Source organism: Roseomonas sp. GC11 (assembly GCF_024437745.1).
GTDB lineage: Bacteria > Pseudomonadota > Alphaproteobacteria > Acetobacterales > Acetobacteraceae > Pseudoroseomonas.
Genome location: NZ_JANFNY010000004.1, coordinates 12,021 through 34,886 on the forward strand (window position 1 = coordinate 12,021; position 22,866 = coordinate 34,886).

General features: G+C 71.2%; 18 protein-coding genes and 1 pseudogene. 11 read left to right on the top strand and 8 right to left on the bottom strand.

The window, feature by feature from the left end:
* Positions 1–42: 42 nt before the first annotated feature.
* Positions 43–1,287, bottom strand: a complete 1,245-nt coding sequence (locus tag NON00_RS02070; RefSeq protein WP_256017180.1) for a Zn-dependent hydrolase — start codon at positions 1,285–1,287, stop codon at positions 43–45.
* 96 nt (positions 1,288–1,383) lie between these two features.
* On the opposite strand from NON00_RS02070, the gene NON00_RS02075 reads away from it, so the two are divergent.
* Both NON00_RS02075 and NON00_RS02080 read left to right on the top strand, forming a co-directional pair.
* Positions 1,384–2,175: an aldolase gene (locus NON00_RS02075; protein ID WP_256017182.1), complete on the top strand. Its 792-nt coding sequence runs from the start codon at positions 1,384–1,386 to the stop codon at positions 2,173–2,175.
* Between the two features lie 93 nt (positions 2,176–2,268).
* Positions 2,269–3,498 carry a class I SAM-dependent rRNA methyltransferase gene (locus NON00_RS02080; RefSeq protein ID WP_256017185.1) on the top strand — a complete coding sequence of 410 codons (1,230 nt, stop codon included), beginning with the start codon at positions 2,269–2,271 and terminating at the stop codon, positions 3,496–3,498.
* A gap of 52 nt (positions 3,499–3,550) precedes the next feature.
* Here the strand turns inward: NON00_RS02080 and NON00_RS02085 are convergent, their stop codons facing one another.
* The 3 genes from NON00_RS02085 to NON00_RS02095 all read right to left on the bottom strand — a co-directional run bounded on the left by NON00_RS02085 (position 3,551) and on the right by NON00_RS02095 (position 6,840).
* Positions 3,551–4,327, bottom strand: a complete 777-nt coding sequence (locus NON00_RS02085; RefSeq protein WP_256017187.1) for a methyltransferase domain-containing protein — start codon at positions 4,325–4,327, stop codon at positions 3,551–3,553.
* A gap of 120 nt (positions 4,328–4,447) precedes the next feature.
* Positions 4,448–5,242 (bottom strand): 3-hydroxybutyrate dehydrogenase, encoded by a 795-nt coding sequence (locus NON00_RS02090; protein WP_256017190.1) that lies wholly within the window; start codon positions 5,240–5,242, stop codon positions 4,448–4,450.
* A 170-nt stretch (positions 5,243–5,412) separates the two neighbouring features.
* Positions 5,413–6,840, bottom strand: coding sequence for an NAD(P)/FAD-dependent oxidoreductase (locus NON00_RS02095; RefSeq protein WP_256017192.1), 1,428 nt, complete (start codon positions 6,838–6,840; stop codon positions 5,413–5,415).
* Positions 6,841–7,336: 496 nt separating this feature from the next.
* Here NON00_RS02095 and rpmH point away from each other — a divergent pair, with 496 nt between their 5' ends.
* From rpmH to NON00_RS02140, 9 genes and pseudogenes are all read left to right on the top strand, one after another.
* Positions 7,337–7,471: a 50S ribosomal protein L34 gene (gene rpmH, locus NON00_RS02100; protein ID WP_007006287.1), complete on the top strand. Its 135-nt coding sequence runs from the start codon at positions 7,337–7,339 to the stop codon at positions 7,469–7,471.
* Between the two features lie 29 nt (positions 7,472–7,500).
* A complete protein-coding gene (gene rnpA / locus NON00_RS02105) occupies positions 7,501–7,842 on the top strand; it encodes a ribonuclease P protein component (protein ID WP_256017197.1) in 342 nt (113 codons plus the stop codon).
* Positions 7,839–8,084, top strand: a pseudogene (gene yidD, locus NON00_RS24875) (membrane protein insertion efficiency factor YidD); the annotation flags it as partial. The gene rnpA and the pseudogene yidD, both read left to right, overlap by 4 nt.
* Positions 8,085–8,250: 166 nt before the next feature.
* The gene (yidC, locus tag NON00_RS02115) at positions 8,251–10,014 is read left to right on the top strand and encodes a membrane protein insertase YidC (RefSeq protein WP_256017202.1); all 1,764 of its coding nucleotides are present in this window, start codon (positions 8,251–8,253) and stop codon (positions 10,012–10,014) included.
* Positions 10,011–10,673 (top strand): ribosome biogenesis GTP-binding protein YihA/YsxC, encoded by a 663-nt coding sequence (gene yihA / locus NON00_RS02120; protein WP_256017205.1) that lies wholly within the window; start codon positions 10,011–10,013, stop codon positions 10,671–10,673. The genes yidC and yihA overlap by 4 nt, the downstream gene beginning before the upstream one ends.
* Before the next feature lie 245 nt (positions 10,674–10,918).
* Positions 10,919–11,803 carry an acetylglutamate kinase gene (gene argB, locus NON00_RS02125; RefSeq protein WP_256017208.1) on the top strand — a complete coding sequence of 295 codons (885 nt, stop codon included), beginning with the start codon at positions 10,919–10,921 and terminating at the stop codon, positions 11,801–11,803.
* 198 nt (positions 11,804–12,001) lie between these two features.
* On the top strand, positions 12,002–12,829 hold the full coding sequence (gene dapD / locus NON00_RS02130; RefSeq protein WP_256017211.1) for a 2,3,4,5-tetrahydropyridine-2,6-dicarboxylate N-succinyltransferase: 828 nt from the start codon (positions 12,002–12,004) through the stop codon (positions 12,827–12,829).
* Positions 12,830–12,842: 13 nt separating this feature from the next.
* The gene (gene dapE / locus NON00_RS02135; protein ID WP_256017214.1) at positions 12,843–13,988 is read left to right on the top strand and encodes a succinyl-diaminopimelate desuccinylase; all 1,146 of its coding nucleotides are present in this window, start codon (positions 12,843–12,845) and stop codon (positions 13,986–13,988) included.
* Positions 13,989–14,188: 200 nt separating this feature from the next.
* The gene (locus tag NON00_RS02140) at positions 14,189–15,574 is read left to right on the top strand and encodes a PleD family two-component system response regulator (RefSeq protein WP_256017215.1); all 1,386 of its coding nucleotides are present in this window, start codon (positions 14,189–14,191) and stop codon (positions 15,572–15,574) included.
* Between the two features lie 170 nt (positions 15,575–15,744).
* On the opposite strand, the gene rpmG is transcribed toward NON00_RS02140, so the two are convergent.
* From rpmG to topA, 4 genes are all read right to left on the bottom strand, one after another.
* On the bottom strand, positions 15,745–15,912 hold the full coding sequence (gene rpmG / locus NON00_RS02145; protein ID WP_256017216.1) for a 50S ribosomal protein L33: 168 nt from the start codon (positions 15,910–15,912) through the stop codon (positions 15,745–15,747).
* Positions 15,913–16,046: 134 nt separating this feature from the next.
* On the bottom strand, positions 16,047–17,606 hold the full coding sequence (locus NON00_RS02150) for a S41 family peptidase (RefSeq protein ID WP_256017217.1): 1,560 nt from the start codon (positions 17,604–17,606) through the stop codon (positions 16,047–16,049).
* Between the two features lie 194 nt (positions 17,607–17,800).
* A complete protein-coding gene (gene rnr / locus NON00_RS02155) occupies positions 17,801–20,035 on the bottom strand; it encodes a ribonuclease R (RefSeq protein WP_256017218.1) in 2,235 nt (744 codons plus the stop codon).
* 3 nt (positions 20,036–20,038) lie between these two features.
* The gene (gene topA, locus NON00_RS02160; protein WP_256017219.1) at positions 20,039–22,840 is read right to left on the bottom strand and encodes a type I DNA topoisomerase; all 2,802 of its coding nucleotides are present in this window, start codon (positions 22,838–22,840) and stop codon (positions 20,039–20,041) included.
* Positions 22,841–22,866: the final 26 nt, after the last annotated feature.

Below are 22,866 nucleotides of genomic sequence, written 5' to 3' on the forward strand. Positions count from 1 at the left end.
CCCCCCCCCCCCCCCCCCCCCCCCCCACAACCCGGGATGGGGTCACAGGCTGCGATTCGCCCGCGCCAGCACCGCCTCGAACAGCACCTGGCAACCCGCGGCCGCCTCTTCCGGCAGGATGCTTTCCGCCTCGTTGTGGGAGAGGCCATCCTTGCAGGGGGTGAAGATCATCGCCGTCGGCACGTGGCGGGCCACATAGACGGCGTCATGCCCGGCGCCGGAGACGATCTCGCGCGTCGAATAGCCGAGCTTCGCCGCGCCCTGGCGCACCAGATCGACACAGCCCGCATCGAAGGGCTGCATGGCGATGCGGAAGAGTTCCGTCAGCGCCAGCGTGCAGCCGGTGCCCTCGACCAGCGCCTTCACCTCGGCCGGGAAGGTGCTGGCGAGATGCGCGATCACCGCATCCTCGGGGTGGCGGAACTCGATGGAGAAGCGCACCTCGCCCGGCACCACGTTGCGGCTGTTGGGCAGGACATGGAGCTGCCCGACCGTGCCGCGGCCATCCTCGCCACGGGCGCGCATCAGCGCGTCCACCCGCTCGATCACCCGGGCCGCGGCCACCAGCGCGTCGCGCCGGGCGGAGGGCGGGGTGGTGCCGGCATGGGCGTCCTGGCCGGTGATCACCGCGTCATACCAGACCTGGGCCTGGGCGCCGGTGACGATGCCGATCTCCTTTCCCTCGCGCTCCAGGATGGGGCCCTGCTCGATATGCAGCTCGAAATAGGCATCGGCGGGGAAGGGGCGGGCCGGGTGCTCGCCCTTGTAGCCGATGCCCTCCAGCGCCGCGCTGACGCTCACCCCCTCGACATCCTTCAGGCCATAGACCTTCTCCAGCGTATAGACGCCGGCCCAGGCGCCACTGCCCATCAGCGAGTGGCCGAAGCGGCTGCCTTCCTCATCCGTCCAGTTGATCAGCTCGATCGGGGCCTCGGTCTGGATATTGAGGTCGTGCAGGGTGCGCATCACCTCCAGCCCGGCGATGACGCCCAGCGCGCCATCGAACTTGCCGCCGGAGGGCTGGCTGTCGAGGTGGCTTCCCATCAGCACCGGCGGGCGCGACGGGTCGCGCCCCTCGCGCCGGGCGAACATATTGCCGATGGCGTCCACCCGCACCGTCAGGCCCAGGGCCTCGCACCACTGGGTGAAACGCTCGCGCCCGGCCTTGTCCACCTCGGTCAGGGTCAGGCGCTTCACGCCGCCCTTCGGGGTCGCGCCGATCTCGGCCATGCCCATCAGGGCGTCCCACAGGCGCTTGGCGTCGATCCGCTGGTTGGTGCCGGACATCCGGAAATCCTCTTCTGGGAAGCGAGGCGGCCATCTTGCCCCCGCGCCCCGGCTCTGCAAGCCTGCCACCCCGGTTCTTCCGGGTAAGAGACACGCATGGCCCACGCTTTCAGCGCCCCCGCCGCGCCCACCCTGCTGCGCAACACGGATCTGGATGCCAGCGCCGTCCGGCAGGCGCGCATCGACCTCGCCGCCTGCTTCCGCATGGCGGCGCGGCTGGGGTTGCAGGAGGGCATCTGCAACCACTTCTCCGCCATGGTGCCGGGGCGGGACGACCTCTTCCTGGTCAACCCCTATGGCTGGGCCTTCTCGGAGATCACCGCCTCGCGCCTGCTGGTCTGCGACTTCCACGGCCATGTGGTGGCGGGCGAGGGGCGGCCGGAGGCGACGGCCTTCTACATCCATGCCCGGCTGCACATGCGCCACCCGCGCGCCCGCGCCGCCTTCCACACCCATATGCCCCACGCCACGGCGCTCTCCATGCTGGAGGGGCCGCCGCTGGTCTGGGCCGGGCAGACCGCGCTGAAATTCTACGGCCGCACCGTGGTCGATGAAGAGTATAATGGCCTTGCCCTCGACGAGGCCGAGGGCGACCGTATCGCCGCCGCCATGGGCGACAAGGCCGATATCGTCTTCATGAAGAACCACGGCGTGATGGTGTTCGGCCCCACCATCGCCGAGGCCTGGGACGATCTCTACTATCTGGAGCGCGCCTGCGAGGTGCAGCGCCTGGCCCTGGCGACGGGCCGCCCCCCGAAGCCCGTGCCGGCCGACCTCGCCCGGCGCACCTATGAGCAGATGCGCGAGGGCGATGCCGAGAGCGCCCGCCTCCACCTGGAGAGCATCAAGCGCCAGCTGATTCGTCTGGAGCCTGATTACCTGGACTGACTGAAGGCGGGGTCCCCAAGGGAAGATTCGGGGTGGCCCTGCCACCCCGTGATCCTGGCATCCCGCGCCGGAAGGCCCTAGACGCCTTCCCCCATGACCGACGCCGCCCCCGCCAGCCTTCCCCCCCTCGACGACCCCGCGCACCGCCCCATCCTGCGCCTGCTCCCCGGCCGGGATCGCCGGGTGAAGGCCGGGCACCCCTGGGCCTTCTCCAACGAGATCGCCATGACGCCGGAGGTGCGCGCCCTGCCGCCCGGTACCCCGGTGCGCCTGGAAGGGGATGACGGCGTCCGCCACGGCACCTGGCTGTTCAACCCGCACAGCCTGATCGCCGCGCGCTTCCTCTCCCCGCACCCCGGCGTGAACCTCGACAAGCGCTTCTTCCGCCTGCGCCTGGCCGAGTGCCTCAGCCTGCGCGACCGCGTGGTGGGCGAGCCCTATTACCGCCTCGTCCATGCCGAGGCGGACCGCCTGCCGGGGCTGGTGATCGACCGCTATGGCGACACCCTGGCCCTCCAGGCCAATACGGCGGGCATGGAGATGGCCACGCCGCTGCTGGTCGGCGCGCTCCAGGACCTGATCGCGCCGCGCGCCATCGTCGCCCGCAACGACGCGGGCGTGCGGAAGCTGGAAGGGCTGCCGGAGGAAAGCCGCCTGCTGCTGGGCGAGGATGCCTCGGCACGGGTGAAGCAGGGCGGGCTGGATTTCTCCATCGACCTGCTCTCCGGCCAGAAGACCGGCTGGTTCTTCGACCAGCGCGACAACCGCGCCCGCGTCGCCGCCCTCTGCCCGGGGGCGACCATGCTGGATGCCTTCTGCCACACCGGCGGCTTCGGCCTGCTGGCGGCGGCGGCGGGGGCGAAGAGCGTCACCCTGCTGGACCGCAGCGAGCACGCCCTGGCCCTGGCGATGGACACCGCCCGGCGCCACGGCTTTGGCGACCGCGTCTCCGCCATCCGGGGCGAGGCCATGGAGACGCTGGAAAAAATGCAGGCCGAGGGGCAGCGCTTCGAGGTGGTGGTGGCCGACCCGCCGGCCTTCGCCAAGACGCGCAAGGATAACCCCGCCGCCATGCGCGCCTATGCCAAGCTGGCGCGCATCTCGGCCGGGCTGGTGGCGCCAGGGGGCTTCCTGTTCATCGCCTCCTGCTCGCACCACGTCTCGCCGGGCGAGTTCACCGATGCGGTGGCCCATGGCATCAGCCGCACCCGGCGGCCGGCGCGGCTGCTGGCCACGGTCGGCGCGGGGGCGGATCATCCGGTGCATCCGCTGCTACCGGAAAGCTCTTATCTCAAGGGGTTGCTGCTGCATCTGGCGGAGTGATCTCAAAAAAGTCCGGGGGAAGGAATTCCCCCGGGCCCCCTTCTTTTTTCTTTCAGTTGGGGCGGGTTGCCAGCACAAAAAGCCGCCGGAAGGGGAGCAGCACGCTGCCATCCGTCTGGGGGCGGTAATGAGGGGCCAGGGCCTCGGCATAGGCGGCCAGGAAGGCGGGGCGCTCCGTCTCGGGCAGGGCGTCCAGATAGGGGCGCAGGCTGGTGCCCATCGCCCACTGCACCACCGGGTTCTCGCCGTGCAGGACGTGGACATACTCGGTCAGCCAGAGGTCCAGCGCCGCCACATGCGGGCGCAGCAGGTCGTAATAGGCGCCCGGCTCCAGGATTGGCGGGGCGGAGCGGATGCCGGCCAGCCGGGCCGCCCAGGGGGCGGTGGCGGCCACCCGGTCCTGCAGGGCGCGCAGCGGGGCGGCATGCATCGCCGGCATCTGCACCGCCAGCACGCCGCCCGGCGCCAGCAGGCCGAGCAGGTGCGGGAACAGCGCCTCATGCCCGGGCAGCCAGTGCAGCGCGGCATTGGAGAAGAGCACATCCACCGGGGCCTCGGGGCGCCAGGTGGCGATATCGGCCTGCTGCGTCGGGAAGCCTGCGGCCCCGGCCTTGGCCAGCATCGCCGCCGAGCCATCCACCCCCATCACCCGCGCCCCCGGAAAGCGCGCCGCCAGCAGGGGCAGCGCATTGCCCGCCCCGCAGCCCAGATCCACCACCACCCGTGGCCCCGGATGCGCCAGCCGCCCGATCAGGTCGATCGCCGGGCGCAGCCGCTCATCGGCGAAGCGCAGATATTGCTCGGGGTTCCAACTGGGGTTGCTGCTCATCCGGTGGGCCTTTTGGAAAGCGAAGGGAGTGGTTGAAAGAAGCCACCCAAGAATATGTTTCTGAAACAAAGAGCGGCGGGCCGGATGGTCCGCCGCATGGCCGTTCCGGAGGGGTTGCCCTCAGGCGGCGACCCAGCCGCCATCGATGGAGAGCGCCGCGCCATTCACCGCGCCGCTGCCTGGGCCGCAGAGGTAGAGGGCCATATGCGCCACCTCATCCACCTCCACCCAGCGCTTGCTCGGCTGCTTGGCCAGCAGGTAGTCGCGCAGCGCCACCTCTTCGGACACGCCATGCTTCTGGGCGAGCGGGCCGACCTGCGCCTCCGCCAGCGGGGTGCGGACGAAGCCGGGGCAGATGGCGTTGCAGGTGATGCCGCTCTGCGCCACTTCCAGCGCCATCACCTTGGTCATGCCGACGACGCCGTGCTTGGCGGCCACATAGGCCACCTTCTCCGGCGAGCCGACCAGGCCATGCGCCGAGGCGACATTGATGATCCGCCCCCAGTTGCGCGCCTTCATCCCCGGCAGCACCGCCTTGGCGGCGTGGAAGTTGGAGGAGAGGTTGATGGCGATGATGGCGTCCCACTTCGCCTCGGGGAACTGGTCCACCGGGCTGGTGAACTGGATGCCGGCATTGTTCACCAGGATGTCCACGCTGCCGAGCGCGGCCTCCGCCTCGGCGCACATGGCGCGCACCTGGGCGGGGTCGGAGAGGTCAGCGGCCGAATAGGCCGGCACCACCCCGCCCGAGAGGGCGGCGACCTCCTGCCGGGCGGCCTCGATATCCTCTGGCTTGCCGAAGCCGTTCAGCATCACCTTGGCCCCGGCCGCGGCCAGCAGCCTGGCGATGCCGAGGCCGATGCCGCTGGTCGAACCGGTGATCAGGGCGCTGCGCCCGGCGAGACTCTGCTCCATGCGAGGCACTCCTTCCTGGGGTGAGAAACTGTCGAACACGCTAGGCGCGCGTGGGGTTCAGGGAGCTTTGCCCCCTCATGGGTTTCCAAAGGCCTCAGGCCTTTGGCGGGGAGAGTTTGAGAGGGGCGGAGCCCCTCTCAAGAGCGCGCGCTGTCTGCTCAAACGCGCCATCAGGGCAGGCGGGCCAGGAGGCTGGCGGCCTGCCGTGCCAGGGCGGAGAGCGGCCCTGGCAGGTGGTAAGGGGGCGCGGCGCGGCGGATGGCCTCGCTCCGCGTCGGGCTGGGCAGGGCGAGGCGGGAGAGCGTGTCGAGCGGCAGGCCCTGGCTGATCATCAGCCCGAGCATCCCGGCCATTTCGCCCGCGCCCTGGCCGAGCACCCCGGCGCCGAGCAGCCGGCCCTGGGCGTCCAGCACCAGCTTCACCATCCCCTCGGTCTCGCCCTCGGCCACGGCGCGGCCATTCTCGGCGAAGGGCTGGCGCAGGATGCGCGGGGCATGGCCGGCGGCGCGCGCCTCGGCCTCGGTGAGGCCGATCTGCAGCAATTCCGGCGCGGTGCCCAGGAAGCGGGGCAGGGCGGCATAATCCAGCCGGGCCGTGCGGCGGAACAGCAGGCCGGGGGCGACCACCGCCGCGTGTTGGCCGGCCAGCGGGGCATTGTAACGCGGGCCGAGGCCCTCGGGGTCGGCGATGCTGCCGGCGGCCCAGACGCGGCGGTTGCTTGGGCTGCGCAGGTCGGCCCCGGTGGTGATGCCCTGCGCCGTGGCCTCCACCTGCGCCGCCACGAGGTCCAGCGGCGCCAGGCGTGGCGCCCGGCCAAGCGCGAAGAGCAGGTGCGAGGCGGCGATCCGTGCCCCACTCTCCAGCACAGCGGCCAACCCCTCCGCGGCGGGGGCCAGGGCGATGACGCGGCTGTTCTCCAGGATTTCCACCCCGTCCTGGCGGAGCTGCTCGCGCAGCGGCAGGCGCAGTTCCGGCTCCTCCCGGGCGAGGAGGGTGGGGCCGGCCTCGAGCAGCGTCACCCGGCAGCCGAGGCGGGCATGGGCCTGGGCCATCTCCACCCCCTCGGCGCTGCCGCCGATCACCAGGAGGTGGGCGGGCGGCGCCTCCAATTCGAAGAGGGTGTCCAGCGTCAGCCAGGGCAGGCCGACCATGCCGGGCAGGTCCGGCACCACCGGCGCGCTGCCGGCGGCCACCACGGCGCGGCGGAAGCCATGCACGCGCCCGGCGGCCTCGATGCGGTCCGGCGCGACGAAATGGGCGCTGGCATGGACCACCGTGACGCCGAGGGCGCGCAGGTGCGCCTCCGAATCCTGCGGTGCGATTCGCGCGATGCTGCCCTGCACATGGCGGCGCACCGCCGCCCAGTCCACCGTGACCCCCTCCGCCCGCACGCCGAGGGGCCCCTCCCGGCGCAGGGCCGCCGCGCGGTGGGCCGCCGCCAGCAAAGCCTGGGAGGGAATGGCGCCACTGTTCTGGCGCCGGCCGCCCATGCGCTCCCGCTCGAACAGCGCCACCTTGAGGCCGAGCGAGGCCGCGGTGGCGGCCACCGCCAGCCCGGCGGAGCCGGCGCCGATGATCGCCACGTCATGGTCAGGCATGGAAAAGTCCTTCTCGGTCAGAGGCGTGCCGCCGCCCTGGAAGAGCCTGGAGGGGGCGGCGACGCGGCGCCGGGAGGGGGGCGCTCCCCCGGCCATGCGGCAGCAGGATGCGCGGCGCCGCCAGGAGATCAAGGGAAGCCTGTGCCGGTCCTCCCCCCGCGCGCCCTCCAGGGGCCCCGCGCCGCGCCACTGCGCCGCGCCGCCGTGCCGCGCCCGGTTCGGCGTATGGCCGGGCCTGCGCGGCGGAGCCTGGAGGCGATTCGGCGCCTCGCAGCGATTCGGGGCCTGGAAAGGGTGAGGGACGCATCCTGCACGCCAGATGGGCCTTTCCCGCGGGCGCGGAAAGCCCTGCGCGTGCCGTCTGCGGTTGACGGCGCCGGATGCTCCTCCCTATACGTCGCCACCTTCGCCGGGCACCCTGTGGTGGTCCGGCTTGTGCCGTGGCGGTCCTGTGGGGCGGCGCGGTCCCGACCTTGATCTTACGGAGTAGCGCGTCGTGAAGCGTACCTATCAGCCGTCCAAGCTCGTCCGGAAGCGCCGGCATGGTTTCCGCACCCGCATGGCCACCGTCGGGGGCCGCAATGTGCTGGCCAACCGCCGCGCCAAGGGCCGCAAGAAGCTCTCCGCCTGAGCTGAACCGGGCGGACGCGAAAGCCTGACATGGCATCGCCGCCTCGCCTGAAGCGGCGGCGCGAATTTCTTCGCGTCGCCGGCAAGGGAAGCCGGGCCGCCAGGCCCGGGCTGGTGTTGCAGGCCCTGCCGGAAACGGCGGGGCCGCTGCGCGTTGGCTTCACCGCCACCAAGAAGCTCGGCAATGCCGTGGTGCGCAACCGCGCCAAGCGCCGGCTGCGCGAGGCCGCCCGGCTGCTGCTGGGCCAGGAGGCACCGCCCGGCTGGGATCTGGTGCTGATCGGCCGCGAGGGCACCGGGGCGCGCCGCTTCGAGCAGCTCCTGGGCGATCTCCGGGGCGCGCTGCGCCAGGCGGGCGTGCTGAAGCCATGAACCGCCTGCGCGACAGCTGGCGCCGCGACCCGGCCGCCACGCTGTTGAAGGGCGCGGTGCGGGGCTACCAGTTGACCCTGCGGGGCGTGATCGGCAGCCATTGCCGCTTCCACCCGCATTGCAGCGCCTATGCGATCGAGGCGCTGGACACCCACGGCGCCGCGCGCGGCTCCTGGCTGGCGGCGCGGCGCATCCTGCGCTGCCACCCCTGGCACCCCGGCGGCTACGACCCGGTGCCACCGCCGGCCCCGCAGCCGGTTCAGCAGCCGGTTCAACCCCGGGCGCCGCAGCCCATGAGCCGGGCCGCCACGCCCGGGACCGATTCCTCCGAGGGCCCCCGAGGGGTCTCCTCCCCATGCCCGCCGCCCCGCGCGGTGGCCCAGAACAAGGCCTGACGGCACCGATCCGATGGACCAGAAGCGCCTCCTCGCCGCAATCGCGATTTCAGTCGGCATCCTGCTCGCCTTCGACCTGTGGAAGCGCGAGACCACGCCGCCGGCGCCGCCCGCGCCGGCCGCCGTGGCCGGGCAGGCCCCCACGCCTGCCGCTCCCGTCAGCCCGGCCAGCCCGGGCAGCACGGAGGCCAGCGCCGCCGCCGCCGCCAACCGCCCGCCGCCGCAGCGCCTGAAGATCGAGAGCCCGCGCCTCTCCGGCAGCCTGCTGCTGCGCGGCGCCCGGCTCGACGACCTGGTCCTGAAGGATTACCGCGAGGCCACCACGCCAGCCTCGCCGCTGGTCCGCCTCTTCGCCCCGCGCGAGGAGTTCCAGCCCTATTTCGCCCAGTGGGGCTGGTCGGGTGCTGATGGCCGCACCCGCGTGCCGGATGCGGAGACGGACTGGAGCGTCAGCGGCGGGCCGCTCGGCCCCGATGCGCCGGTGACTCTCTCCTGGGAGAATGGCCAGGGCCAGACCTTTCAGATCATCCTGCGCCTCGACCGCAACTTCATGTTCCAGGTTGAGCAGCGCGTGATCAACGCGGCCGCCGACCCGGTGCTGGTGCTGCCCTGGAGCCGCATCCGCCGCGAGGGCACGCCGCATGTCGCCGGCTTCTACATCCTGCATGAGGGCTTCGTCGGCGTCCTCAACGACCGGCTGAGCGAGCAGACCTATAAGTCCGCCAAGGAGACGGGCGAGAAGGCGCGCGGCGTGGCGCTGGAGCAGGAGACCAGCGGTGGCTGGGCCGGCTTCACCGACAAGTACTGGCTGACGGCGCTGATGCCGGTGGATGCGGCCCAGCCGCTGCGCACCAGCTGGCGCCATGTGGCCGAAGGCGGGCAGGATCGCTGGCAGGTGGATTTCGCCACCCCCGCGCCGATGACCGTACCGGCCGGCGGGCAGGCCGCGCTCTCCACCCGCCTCTTCGCCGGGGCCAAGGAAGTGCACCTGCTGGATGCCTACCGTGACAATCTGGGCGTCTCGAACTTCGACAAGGCGATTGATTTCGGCTGGTTCTACTTCCTGACCAAGCCGTTCTTCTACGCGCTGGACTTCCTGTTCAAGCTGTTCGGCAATTTCGGCATCGCCATCCTGGTCTTCACCATCGCGCTGAAGGCGGCCTTCTTCCCGCTGGCCAACAAGGCCTACAAGTCGATGGCGCGGATGAAGGCCCTGACGCCGAAGATGCAGGAGATCCGCGAGCGCTATAAGGACGACCCGGCCAAGGCCCAGGCCGAGATGATGGCGCTGTACCGGACGGAGAAGGTCAACCCGGCCTCCGGCTGCCTGCCGATGGTCATCCAGATCCCGGTCTTCTTCGCGCTCTACAAGGTGCTCTTCGTCACCATCGAGATGCGCCACGCGCCGTTCTTCGGCTGGATCCAGGATCTCTCCGCGCCCGACCCGACCAACCTCTTCACCCTGTTCGGGCTGATCCCGTGGGACCCGCCGGCCATGCTGCACATGCCGGTCTGGGCGATCATCATGGGCGTCACGATGTTCGTGCAGCAGAAGCTGAACCCGGCTCCGGCCGACCCGGTGCAGGCGAAGATCTTCACCTGGATGCCGGTGATCTTCACCTTCATGCTGGCGAGCTTCCCGGCCGGCCTCGTCATCTACTGGTCGTGGAACAACCTCCTCTCGGTCGCGCAGCAGGGCTACATCATGCGGCATGAGCGCGCGGCGCGGCGCGAGGAAAAGGCGCTCGGCAAGGCCGCGGCGAAGGCCAAGGGGTGAGCGGCCTTCTCGAAGCGCGCGACGAAGAGGAGCGCGCGGCGCTGATCGAAGAGGGGCGGCTGCTGTTCTGCCGCCCCTGCGAGTTCTATTTCGCGGCGCAGCGGCTGGACCAGCTCCCGCCGCCGCGCCTGCCGGAGGTGGCCTTCTGCGGCCGCTCCAATGTCGGCAAGTCCTCGCTGGTGAACGCGCTGACCGGGCAGAACAGCCTGGCGCGCGTCTCCTCCACGCCGGGGCGGACGAAGCAGCTGAACTTCTTCGACCTCGGCGGGCGCCTCGCCCTCGTGGACATGCCCGGCTATGGCTATGCCCAGGCCTCGAAGAGCGTGAAGGAGGACTGGCAGGGGTTGATGTTCGACTTCCTGCGCGGCCGCCCCAACCTGCGCCGGGTGATCCTGCTGCTCGATGCCCGCATCGAGACCAAGGCGTCCGACCGCGCAGCGATGGAACTGCTTTCCGAGGCGGCGGTGACCTTCCAGATCGTGCTGACCAAGGCCGACAGCGCCAAGCCCTACTGGCTGAAGCAGCGGCAGGAGGAGGCGGCGGCGCTGGTGAAGAAGCACACCGCCGCGCATCCGCTGGTCATCACCACCAGCAGCGAGACCGGGCTCGGCATCCCGGAACTGCGCGCCGAACTGACGGCGCTGGCCGAGCCGGCCTGAGGGGGCTTTCCTGAGGGGGCTTTGCCCCCTCAACCCCCAGCAGGGGACAGGGTCCCCTGCACCCGCCATCAGGGGGGACTCACGAAAGGGTTTCCAAAGGCCTCAGGCCTTTGGTGGGGAGAGTTTGAGAGGGGCGAAGCCCCTCTCAAGGCTGCGCGCCATGCCAGGGCTTGGCAGCCGCCCTTGACCCTCTCGCCCGGCTTCCCTATGGCGAAGCGCCAAACGGGACCGGACGAGACAGGGCCATGACCGACGACGCGCGCAACCAGATGGAAATCCTCGCCGGTGCGCTGCCCTTCCTGAAGCGCTATGACGAGCAGATCGTCGTCGTGAAGTATGGTGGCCACGCCATGGGCGAGGAGGCCGCCGCCGCTCGCTTCGGCCGTGACATCGCGCTGTTGGAGCAGATGGGGGTCAACCCCGTGGTGGTCCATGGCGGCGGGCCGCAGATCAACGCCATGCTGAAGCGGCTGAATGTGCAGTCCAGCTTCGTCAACGGCCTGCGCGTCACCGATGCGGCGGTGGTCGATGTGGTGGAGATGGTGCTCTCCGGCACCGTCAACAAGCAGGTGGCCGACTGCATCACCCGCGCCGGCGCCATCTCGGTTGGCATTTCCGGCAAGGATGGCGGGCTGATCCGTGCCAGGAAGCTGACCCGCACCTACCGCGACCCGGACAGCAACATCGAGAAGGTGCTGGACCTCGGCTTCGTCGGTGAGCCGGAGCATGTGGACCCGCAGGTGCTGGAGCTGCTGATCGCCGCCGATATCGTGCCGGTGGTGGCGCCGGTGGGTGTCGGGGCCGATGGCCAGACCTACAACATCAACGCGGATACGGCGGCGGGCGCCATCGCGGGGGCGCTGAGCGCCTCCCGCCTGCTGATGCTGACCGACGTGCCCGGCGTGTTGGACGCTGACAAGAAGCTGATCCCGGAGATGACGGTGGCCCAGGCCAAGGCCGGCATCGCCGAGGGCTGGATCTCGGGTGGCATGATCCCGAAGATCGAAACCTGCATCTACGCGATCGAGCAGGGCGTGAAGGGTGCGGTGATCGTCGATGGCAGGGTGCCGCATGCGGTGCTGATCGAGCTGTTCACCGATGGCGGCGCCGGCACCCTGATCGTCCCCTGAGACCGGCGGGGCCGGGGCGGCGCATCCTCCGCCCCGGCCCCCTTGCTCCCCTGGGCCGGAGCCCCCCGGCCCGAGTACAGCACCCCCCGTCCCGGCTCTGACCGGCAGCTTGAAAAAAAGCTGGCGTTGACAGGAGGGGGAGGCACCCCGATACCCGCGCGCACCTATTTGATGCGCAGCCTGACGGGGTGATCAGCCATGGACCTTGCCGCCACCATTGAAGCGCTGTGGGAACGCCGCGCCGAGCTTTCGCCCGCGACCCGCGGTGCCGAGCGCGAGGCGATCGAGGGCGCCCTGGAACTGCTCGATTCCGGCCAGGCCCGCGTGGCGGAGCCGGACGGGCAGGGTGGCTGGAAGGTCAATCAGTGGCTGAAGCAGGCGGTGCTGCTCTCCTTCCGCCTGGAGGACAGCGTGCCGATGGGCGTGGGCGTCACCGCCTATGACAAGGTGCCGCTGAAGTTCCAGGGCTGGGGTGATAACCAGTTCCGCGCCGCCGGCTTCCGCGCCGTGCCGGGCGCCGTGGTGCGGCGCTCTGCCTTCATCGGCAAGGGCGTGGTGCTGATGCCCTCCTTCGTCAATCTCGGCGCCTATGTGGACGAGAACACGATGGTGGACACCTGGGCCACCATCGGCTCCTGCGCCCAGATCGGCAAGAACTGCCACATCTCCGGCGGTGCCGGCATTGGCGGCGTGCTGGAGCCGCTGCAGGCCAACCCGGTGGTGATCGGCGATAACTGCTTCATCGGCGCCCGCTCCGAGGTGGCCGAGGGTGTGATCGTGGGCGAGGGCAGCGTGCTCTCGATGGGGGTCTATCTCGGCGCCTCGACCAAGATCATCGACCGCGCGACGGGCGAGATCTTCATCGGCAAGGTGCCGCCCTATTCGGTGCTGGTGCCGGGCACCCTGCCGGGCAAGCCGCTGCCGGATGGCACGCCGGGGCCGAACCTCTACTGCGCCGTCATCGTCAAGCGCGTGGATGCGCAGACCCGCAGCAAGACCTCCATCAACGAGCTGCTGCGCGACTGAGGACGAGGACGCCATGGACCCGCTTCCGCTCCTTCAGGACCTGATCCGCTGCCCGAGCGTGACGCCCGCGGAGGGCGGGGCGCTGGGGGTGCTGGAGGCGGTGCTGGCGCCGCTCGGCTTCACCTGCACCCGGCTCGTCTTCGGCCCGCCCGAGGGTGAGGCGGGGGAGGCGGTGGAGAACCTCTTCGCCCGGCGTGGCACGGGCGCGCCGCATCTCTGCTTCGCCGGGCATACCGATGTGGTGCCGCCCGGCGACCCGGCGCTGTGGAGCACCGACCCCTTCGGTGCCGAGCTGCGCGACGGGCTGGTGATGGGCCGTGGCGCGACGGACATGAAGGGCGGCATCGCCGCCTGGGTGGCCGCCATTGCCCGCCTGCCGCGCGACCTGCCCGGCAGCCTCTCCCTGCTGATCACCGGCGATGAGGAGGGGCCTGCCCATTACGGCACGGTCAAGGTGCTGGAATGGATGGCGCAGAACGGCCATACGCCGGATATGTGCATCGTCGGCGAGCCCACCAGCAAGGTGGCGCTGGGCGATACCATCAAGATCGGCCGGCGCGGCAGCATGAATGCCGCCATCACCCTGCACGGGGTGCAGGGGCATGCGGCCTATCCGCAGCGGGCGGATAACCCCATCCACCGCCTGGTCCGGGTGCTGCACCGGCTGACCGCCACGCCGCTCGACCAGGGTAGCGCGTGGTTCGAGGCCTCCACCCTCCAGGTGACGAGCTTCGATGTCGGCAACCCCGCCACCAATGTCATCCCCGGCGTGGCGCGGGCGAAGCTGAACATCCGCTTCAACGACCTGCACAGCAGTGCCTCGCTCACCGCCCTGCTGCACGCGGCGCTGGAGGCCGAGGGTGCGCGCTATGAGCTGCGGACGGAATGCTCCGGCGAGAGCTTCCTGACCCAGCCCGGCGCCTTTGTGGAGGCGCTCTCGGCCGCCACCCTGGCCGTCACCGGGCGGGCGCCGCAGCTGGATACGGGGGGCGGCACTTCGGATGCGCGCTTCATCGCCCGCTATTGCCCGGTGGCCGAGCTGGGCGCGGTGGGTGCCACCATGCACAAGGCGGATGAATCGACCCCCGTGGACGAGCTGCGCGCCCTGGCCGATCTCTATGCCGAGGTGGTGCGCCGCCTGCTCGCGGCCCCGGGCTGACGCGCCCCTTCCGCGCTGTTTCCTGGAATTTTTCACCCTGGGGTTGAGGCTTCCCGGAGCCTCGACTCTCGCCGTCTCCCGCTGATGTGCTATCATCTCGCGGAAGGGCAGCGGGCGGCTTCGCCGGCTGCCCTGGCGTGTTCCTGGCCGCTGCCTGGGCAGGCCGCCGAAGCCTTCTCCTGGAGAAAGATCGAGCCGGCATGAGCGCAAGGATTCTGGTCGTCGATGACATCGCCGCCAATCTTCGCCTGCTGGAGGCCCGTCTCAACGCCGAGTATTACGATGTTTCCCTGGCTGCCTCGGGGCCGGAGGCGCTGCTGCGCGCCGAGGAGTGGATGCCGGATGTCATCCTGCTCGACGTGATGATGCCGGGCATGGATGGCTATGAGGTCTGCCGCCGGCTGAAGGCCAATGCCGCCACGGCGCATATCCCCGTTGTCATGGTCACCGCGCTGGTGGACCCGGTGGAGCGGGTGCGCGGGCTGGAGGCCGGGGCGGATGACTTCCTCTCCAAGCCGGTGGACCACCAGACGCTGTTCGCCCGGCTGCGCGCCCTGCTGCGGATGAAGCAGGTGCTGGATGCCTTCCGCCTGCGGGCCGAGACGGCGCTGGGGCTGGGCTTCGAGCCGCCGCCGCCGCCGCCGGAGACGGTGGCCGGCGCCAGCGTGCTGCTGGCCACCGAGGATGTGAACGAGGCCGAGCTGCTGACCGGCGTGCTCAGCGCCGATGGCGTGACGCTGCGGCTGACCTCCAGCGCGGCGCAGGCCTGGCAGGCGCTGGCGGAGGGCAGCTTCGACCTCGCCCTGCTCAGCCTGTCGCTGGATGGGGGGGAGGGGCTGCGCTTCGCCTCGCGGCTGCGGGCGCAGGCGGCGACGCGCGACCTGCCGGTGCTGCTGATCGCCGATGCGGACCAGCGGGCGCAGGTGCTGCGCGGCTTCGATCTCGGCGCCAATGACCATGTGCTCCGCCCGGTGGACACCAACGAGCTGCGCGCGCGCGTGCGCAACCAGGTGCGCCGCCGCCGTTACCAGGAGCGGCTGCGGGCGGATCTGGACCGCTCCCTGGAACTGGCGGTGACGGACAGCCTGACCGGCCTGCGCAACCGCCGCTATGTGACGCGCCACATGGAGGGGCTGCTGCGCAATGGCTCCGCCACGCTGCTGATGCTCGATGTGGACCGCTTCAAGGCCGTGAACGACACCTATGGCCATGCGGCTGGCGACGTCGTCCTGAAGCAGGTCGCCCTGCGCATCCGTGCCCTTTTGCGGGCGGAGGATGTGGTGGCGCGGTTCGGTGGCGAGGAATTCGTGGTGGCGATGGCCGAGACCGGCGTGGAGGAGGCGTTGCAGATCGCCGACCGCCTGCGGCTGGCGATGGCGGATGAGCCTGTCCAGGTTGGCCCGGATCTGGCGCTGACCATCACCGCCAGCATCGGTGTGGCGATGAGCCAAGGCAGCGAGACGCTGGACCAGCTGATGGCGGCCGCCGATACGGCGCTCTACCGGGCCAAGGCGCGCGGCCGCAACCGCGTGGAGATGGCCACCCCTGAGGACTGGCAGCGCCAGCAGGGCCAGGGCGTCGCCTGATTCCCTGCCGCCCGCCCGCGCCCCGACGTGGCGGCATGCCCACAGGAAAAAGTTTTTTGGTTCTTTTTTCCAAAAAAGAACCCTTCTCTTTTCCCTGAAACGCGAAAAGGCCGCCCTTGCCGGACGGCCTTTCCCGGAAGCGTGCCGCGCGGGCGTGCCGCGCGCGGGGCTTACTTGATCTTGGATTCGCGGAACGCGACGTGCTTGCGCACGACCGGGTCATACTTCCGCATCTCCATCTTGCCGGTGGAGTTGCGGGTGTTCTTCTTGGTCACATAGAAGTAACCGGTGTCAGCGGTGCTGACGAGCTTGATCAGAATGGTGTTCGACTTGGCCATGACATTCTTCCGTGGGCGCCGACGGGCACCCCAAGCCCGGCGGCAAGAGGCCGCGCACCCGGGTGCGACGCGAGAGGCCGCAACCTAGCCATCTGAGCGTTCCAGTCAAGGAGAACCTGGGATTCGTACCCGCCTCAGCGCGGCAGGGCAGCCCTGTAGGCGGCGGGGTTGTCGAGGAGGAAGCGGGCGGCCTGGGGGTCGAGGTCGCGCCCCTCGGCGGGGGGGCAGGCGGCGCGCAGGGCGGCGACCTCGCTGCCCGGCACGGGGGCGCGGGCCTGGCGCAGGCGGGCCAGCACGGCGCCCATGGGCGCCGTGCCGCTGGCGAGCGCCTGGAGCCCGCTGCGCGCCGCGTCCTGCCCCAGGCTGGTGCAGAGGGCGGGCAGCACGCCCAGGCCCTGCACCGGCCAGCCGGCCGGCGCCAGCACGCGCGACCAGGAGATGAGCACCTCCGCCCCGTTGGGCAGGGGGATGACGATCTGGATCAGCCCCTTGCCCAGCGTGGCGCTGCCCACCACCACGGCGCGGCCGCGGTCCCCCAGGGCGGCGGCGACGATCTCCGCGGCGCTGGCGGTGCGGCCATCGACGAGGATGACCAGCGGCAGGCCACGCGCCAGATCGCTGCCCCCGGCCTCCCAGACGCGGCGGGCATCCGGGTGGCGGCCGAGGCTCTGGGCCACCAGCCCATCCGTCAGGAAGGTATCGGCCACGCTCATCGCTTGGGTCAGCACGCCGCCGCGATTGCCGCGCAGGTCCAGCACCAGCCCGCGCGGCGGGGTGGGGCTGGCGAAGGCGCTGGCCAGGGCCTCCGCCAGCTGCTCCGTGCTGTTGGTGGAAAAGACGCCGAGGCGCATCCACAGGATGCCATCCTGCAACTCGGCCTGGAGCGGTTGCAGCGCCTGGGTGGCGCGGCGCAGCACCACGCTGAGGCGCTGCCCGCCGCGCCGCAGTTCCAGTTCCACGGCGCTGCCCGGCGGGCCTTCCAGCAGCTCCGCCGCCAGCAGGATGCGGCTGGCGGAGACGGGCACGCCATCGATGCTGCGCAGCTCGTCACCCTCGCGCAGGCCGGCGCGGGCGGCCTCGCCCTCCGGTGTCAGGGTGGCGATCACCAGCGCCTCGCGCGGGCCGGCGGCGACGCGCAGGCCCAGGCCGGATTGCCCGACGCGGCGCTGCCGGGCCTGCCAGGCCTCTTCCGCCGTGATGTAGCGGCTGTAGGGGTCGAGATGGTTGAACACCTCGTCGAAGCCGGCCTGGAGCAGGCGTTCCACCCCGGCCCGGCGCAGCGTGGCGGAGGCTGCCCAGGCTTCGGCATAGAAAAGGGCGAGGCTGTCGGCCAGTGCTTCCACCGCGGCGCGCGGGGAGGTGCCGCGCCCGGCGGGGGTGGCGGCCGCGCCCGGCACTGGGGCTTCGCGCAGCAGGCTGGGGCCAAGGCGCAGGCGGAGCTGGCCGCCCTGGGCCTCAGCCCCCAGGCCGGGGTCGATGGCCGTGAGGCCGCGCAGCGACCAAAGGGCGAGATCTCCCGGTGCCGCGGCTTCCAGGTGGCGTTCGGCGATGGCGGCGAAGGCCTCGCGCAGCACGGCGCGGAGCTGGGCGCGAGAGAACTCGCCCTGGGCTTGCGCCTGGGCCTGGGCTTGGGCGGGCCTGGCGGCGTGCAGCGGGCCGAGCAGGCCCAGCATCAGCGCCGCCAGCAGCTTCAAAATGCGGCGCTTGCTCTTGAGAGGGGCTTCGCCCCTCTCAAACTCTCCCCACCAAAGGCCTGAGGCCTTTGGAAACCCTTTCTGAAGGGGGGGGCAGGAGGCCCTGTCTCCTGTCCCAGGAACAAAAGAGGGGCGGGTGTGGGGGGGCAAAGCCCCCTCAACTTCGCAGGCGCCAGGAATGTCCAAACAGTCTCTCAGCGCGCCCGCTGGCCGCGCCTGTCCTTCTCCCCGCTCGGGGTTGGGGCGATTCGCCGCACCCGGCTGCGCCGCGCGCCCGGCGCCGGCGGCATCCCCTGCAGCAGATGGAAGACGAGTCCCCCCGTCAGCGGCATGGCATCGGCCAGACGCAGTTCGACAGCCTGCCCCAAGCTGAAGGCAAGACGCGTATAGCGACCGGAAAGCCGGTGGGCGGCTTCCTCGAAAACCCATTGATCGTCCGGCAGGGATGACAAAGGCACGAGACCGCCCGCGCCATTTTCCTCAACCGTGACGAACAGACCGAAGCGTGTCACCCCCGAAATACGCGCGGCGAATATGCCGCCAATGCGGGACGCCATGTGCAGGGTGAGATAGCGCTCCACCGCCTCGCGCTCGGCGGCGGCGGCGCGGCGTTCGGTGCGGGTGATGTGCTCGGCCGTGTCGGGCAGGCGGGCGATCCCGTCTTCCCCCAGCCCGTCCGGCCCGAGCTTCAGGCCGCGGATCAGCGCGCGGTGCACCACGAGGTCGGCATAGCGGCGGATCGGGCTGGTGAAATGGGCATAGCGCGCCAGGGCAAGGCCGAAATGCCCGATATTCTCTGTGCTGTAGGCGGCCTGGGACTGGGCGCGCAGCACCGTCTCGTGCAGCAGCCGCGCCTCCGGCCGCTCCGCCATGTTTTCCAGCAGCCGGGCGAAGTGGAGCGGGCGCAGCTCCCCGGCGGCCGGCAGGTCGAGATCCAGCGAATCGAGGAATTGCCGCAGCGACTCCAGCCTGGCGTCGGAGGGCCGGTCATGCACGCGGTAGAGGCAGGGCTGGGCGAGGCGCTCCAGCTCCTCCGCCGCGCAGACATTGGCGGCGACCATGAATTCCTCGATCAGCCGGTGCGAGTCGAGGCGGGCGCGCGGCAGCACGTCGCGCACCTGGCCATCCGGGTCCATCAGGACGCGGCGCTCGGGCAGGTCGAGATCCAGCGTGCCGCGCCGCTGGCGGGCGGCGTGCAGGGCGGCGAAGGCGCCGTAGAGATGGCTGATTTCCTCGCCCGGCCATTCGGGGCTGGGCATGTCGGGCGGCGCGCCATGGTCGCGGGCGGCCTGCACCTGCTCATAGGTCAGCCGGGCGAGGGAGCGCATCAGCCCGCGCCCGAAGCGGTGGCCGAGTTTCTGCCCCCCCGCATCGAAGCGCATCTCGACGAAGAGGCAGCCGCGATCCTCGCCGGGGCGCAGGCTGCACAGCCCGTTGGAGAGGGCCTCGGGCAGCATCGGCACGACGCGGTCGGGGAAATAGACGCTGTTGCCACGGCCCCAGGCGGCGCTGTCCAGAGCGCCGCCGGGGCGGACGTAATGCGCCACATCGGCGATGGCGACGACGATGCGCCAGCCCGCGCCCTCGGGGGCGGCCCAGACGGCATCATCGAAGTCGCGGGCATCCTCGCCATCGATGGTGACGAGGCGCAGGGCGCGCAGATCCTCCCGCCCGGCGGGGGAGACGGGGGCGGCGGCCTCCGCCTCGGCCAGGGCCTCGGGCGGGAAGGCCTGCGGGATGCCGTGGGCGTGGATGCACAGCAGAGAAACGGCGCGCGGGGCGTCCATCGGCCCGAGGCGCTCCACCACCCGCGCCGGGTTCAGGCCGAAGGGGCGGGCGGGGAGGGGCTCGGCCAGGACCAGCTCGCCCGGTTCGGCGCCCTGGGCATCCTCCGGGGCGATGCTCCATTCCGCGCGCTGGCGGCGGTCGGTGGGTTGCAGCCGGCCTTCCTGATAGACGCCCAGGATGCGGGCCGGCGCGGCGCGGCCCAGCCGCTTGAAGGTGCGGCCCTCATAGCGGTTCGGAGAGGGGTTGGGGCCGATCGGTTTCAGCCGTGCCACCACCCGGTCCCCCGGTGCCAGGGCGGGCTGGCCGGGGCGCTCCGGGCGCATATGGATGAGGGGCGGGCGGCCCTCGCCCTGCCAGTCCAGCGGGCGGGCCAGGGGGTCGCCGCCCGGGTCGATGCCGAAGACCTCGACCGGCGCCATCTCCGGCAGTGGCGCGCCCGGGCGCGGTTTTTTGGCGGTTGCCGGCAGGGTGCCCTCGCGCTCCAGCTCCTTCAGCAGGGCGCGAAGCGCCGGGCGCTGCTCGGCGCTGAGGCCGAAATGGCGGGAGATCTCGGTCTTGCCGGCGCGGCCCTGCGCCTCCCGCAGGAAGCGCCGCAGCGCATCGCGCGAGGGGAGCGGGGCCGGGGGTTCCTCCCCGGCCACCGGTCAGGCCTTCGCCCTGGCGGGCTTTTTGGGCGTGGCCGCCTTGTCCGCCGCCGCGGCCTTGGGCTTCGCGGCGGTGGCTTTTTTCGGCGCAGCCTTCTTCGCCGGGGCCTTCTCCGCATCCGTCTTGGCGGGTGCCTTCTTCGCCGCCGGCTTCTTCACCGGCGCCCCATCGGCTTCCTCCGCGGCGGTGGCGGCCTTGGGGGCAGCCTTGGTCTTGGCGGGGGCCTTGCCCTTGGCCGGGGCCTTCTTCGCCCCCTTGGGCGGCAGCTTCTTGCCCTTCTCGGCCAGCAGCATCACCGCCTGATCCAGGGTGATCTCCTCCATGGTCAGGGCGCGCGGCAGGCTGGCGACGATGCTGCCATGCTGGGCATAGGGGCCGAAGCGGCCGCGCTTGATCTCCACCGCCTCGCCATCCTTGGGATGCGGGCCGAGGCCGCGCACCTTGGCCTTCGCATCGGCCAGCAGCGCCACGGCGCGGTTGATGCCGAGGGTCAGCACATCGTCATCGCGGTCGAGCGACTTGTAGATGCTGCCCATCTTCACATAGGGGCCGAAGCGGCCGATGGCGGCGGAGATTTCCTCCCCCGTCTCGGGATGCAGGCCAATGATGCGCGGCAGGGCGAGCAGGGCCAGGGCGCGCTCCAGGTCCAGCGCATCCGGGTCCATGCCGCGCGCCAGGCTGGCGCGCTTGGGCTTGGTGGGCTTGCCCTTGGCATCCGTGCCGCCCTCGCCCAGCTGGACATAGAGGCCATAGGGGCCGCGCCGCAGGGTGACGGGGGCGCCGCTCACCGGGTCCGGGCCCAGTTCCTTGATGCCGCCGGCCAGGGCGGCCTCGCCCTCCGCCTCCGCCCCGGTGACGGAGAGCGGGCGGGTGTGGCGGCATTCCGGGTAGTTCGAGCAGCCGATGAAGGCGCCATTGCGCCCAAGCCGCAGCCCGAGCCGCCCCCCATGCCCGGTGGGGCCGCAGGCGGGGCAGGCGCGCGGGTCGCCGCCCTCGGCCGGCTGCGGGAAGAAATGCGGGCCGAGTTCCTCATCCAGCGCGTCGATCACCGCGCTGATGGTCAGGTCCTTGGTGGCGGCGATGGCGGCGTTGAAGTCGCGCCAGAAGGCGCGCATCACCGCCCGCCACTCGGCCCGGCCGCCGGAGATGTCGTCGAGCTGTTCTTCCAGTGTCGCGGTGAAGCCGGTATCGACGTAGCGCTCGAAGAAATTCACCAGGAAGGCGGTGACGAGGCGGCCGCGGTCCTCGGGGATGAAGCGGCGCTTGTCGAGCTTCACATAGTCGCGGTCCTGCAGCGTCTGCAGGATGGAGGCATAGGTGGAGGGGCGGCCGATGCCGAGCTCCTCCATCTTCTTCACCAGGCTGGCCTCGGAATAGCGCGGCGGCGGCTGGGTGAAGTGCTGGTCCGCCTGGGCGGCGGTCAGCTTCGCCGGGTCCTTCTCCCGCATCGGCGGCAGGGTGCGGGTGTCATCCTCCTCGCCGCTGGCGGCGCCGGCGGGGGCGTCGTCCACATCCTCGCGGTAGAGCTTCAGGAAGCCGTCGAAGGCGATGACGCTGCCATTGGCGCGCAGCCGGGCGCGGCCGCCCGCATCGGCCAGATCGACCACCGTCTGGTCCAGCTCGGCCGATTGCATCTGGCTGGCGACGGCGCGCTTCCACACCAGCTCGTAGAGCCGGCGCTGCTCGGGGTTGAGGAAGCGGGCCACCTCCTCCGGCGTGCGGCGCACATCGGTCGGGCGGATGGCCTCGTGCGCCTCCTGGGCGTTCTTGGCCTTGGAGGAATATTCGCGCGGCGCGGGGGGGATGTAGTCCGGGCCGAAGCTGGCCTTCACATGGTCGCGGATGGCGGCCACCGCCTCGCGCGCCATCTGCACGCCATCGGTTCGCATATAGGTGATGAGGCCGACCGTCTCGCCCTGCATCTCCACGCCCTCATAGAGCTGCTGGGCGAGGCGCATGGTCTGCTGCGCGCCGAAGCCCAGCTTGCGCGAGGATTCCTGCTGCAGGGTGGAGGTGGTGAAGGGCGGCGGCGGGTTGCGCCGGCTGCGCTTCTTCTCGACGCTGGCGACGCTGAAGCGCCCGGCCTCCACCGCGGCGCGGGCGCGCAGGGCGCTGGCCTCGTCCGGCAGGTCGAACTGCTCCAGCTTCTTCCCGTCCAGATGCGTCAGCCGGGCGGAGAAGGGGGCGGCGGCGGCGGTGAGGAAGCGGCCCTCGACCGTCCAGTATTCGCGCGCCCGGAAGATCTCGATCTCCGCCTCGCGCTCGCAGATCAGGCGCAGGGCGACGGACTGCACCCGCCCGGCGGAGCGGCTGCCGGGCAGCTTGCGCCACAGCACGGGGGAGAGGGTGAAGCCCACCAGGTAGTCCAGCGCGCGGCGCGCCAGATAGGCCTCGATCAGCGGGGTGTCGAGATCGCGCGGGTGGGCCAGCGCGTGCTGCACCGCGCGCTTGGTGATCTCGTTGAAGGTGATGCGGTGGACCTGCACGCCCTTCAGCGCGCCCTTCTCCCGCAGCATCTCCTGGACGTGCCAGGAGATCGCCTCGCCCTCGCGGTCCGGGTCGGTGGCGAGGTAGAGGTTGCGGGCGCCGCGCAGCGCCTTGGCGATGGCGGAGACCTGCTTCTCGCCCCGGTCCTCGGCGGACCAGTCCATGGCGAAGTCCTCCTCCGGCCGGACGCTGCCATCCTTGGGCGGCAGGTCGCGCACATGGCCGAAGCTCGCCAGGACGGTGAAGTCCTGCCCGAGATACTTGTTGATGGTCTTCGCCTTGGCCGGCGATTCGACGACGACGACGTCGGTCATGGCGGGTGCGGTGCGCTCTCTCTTCT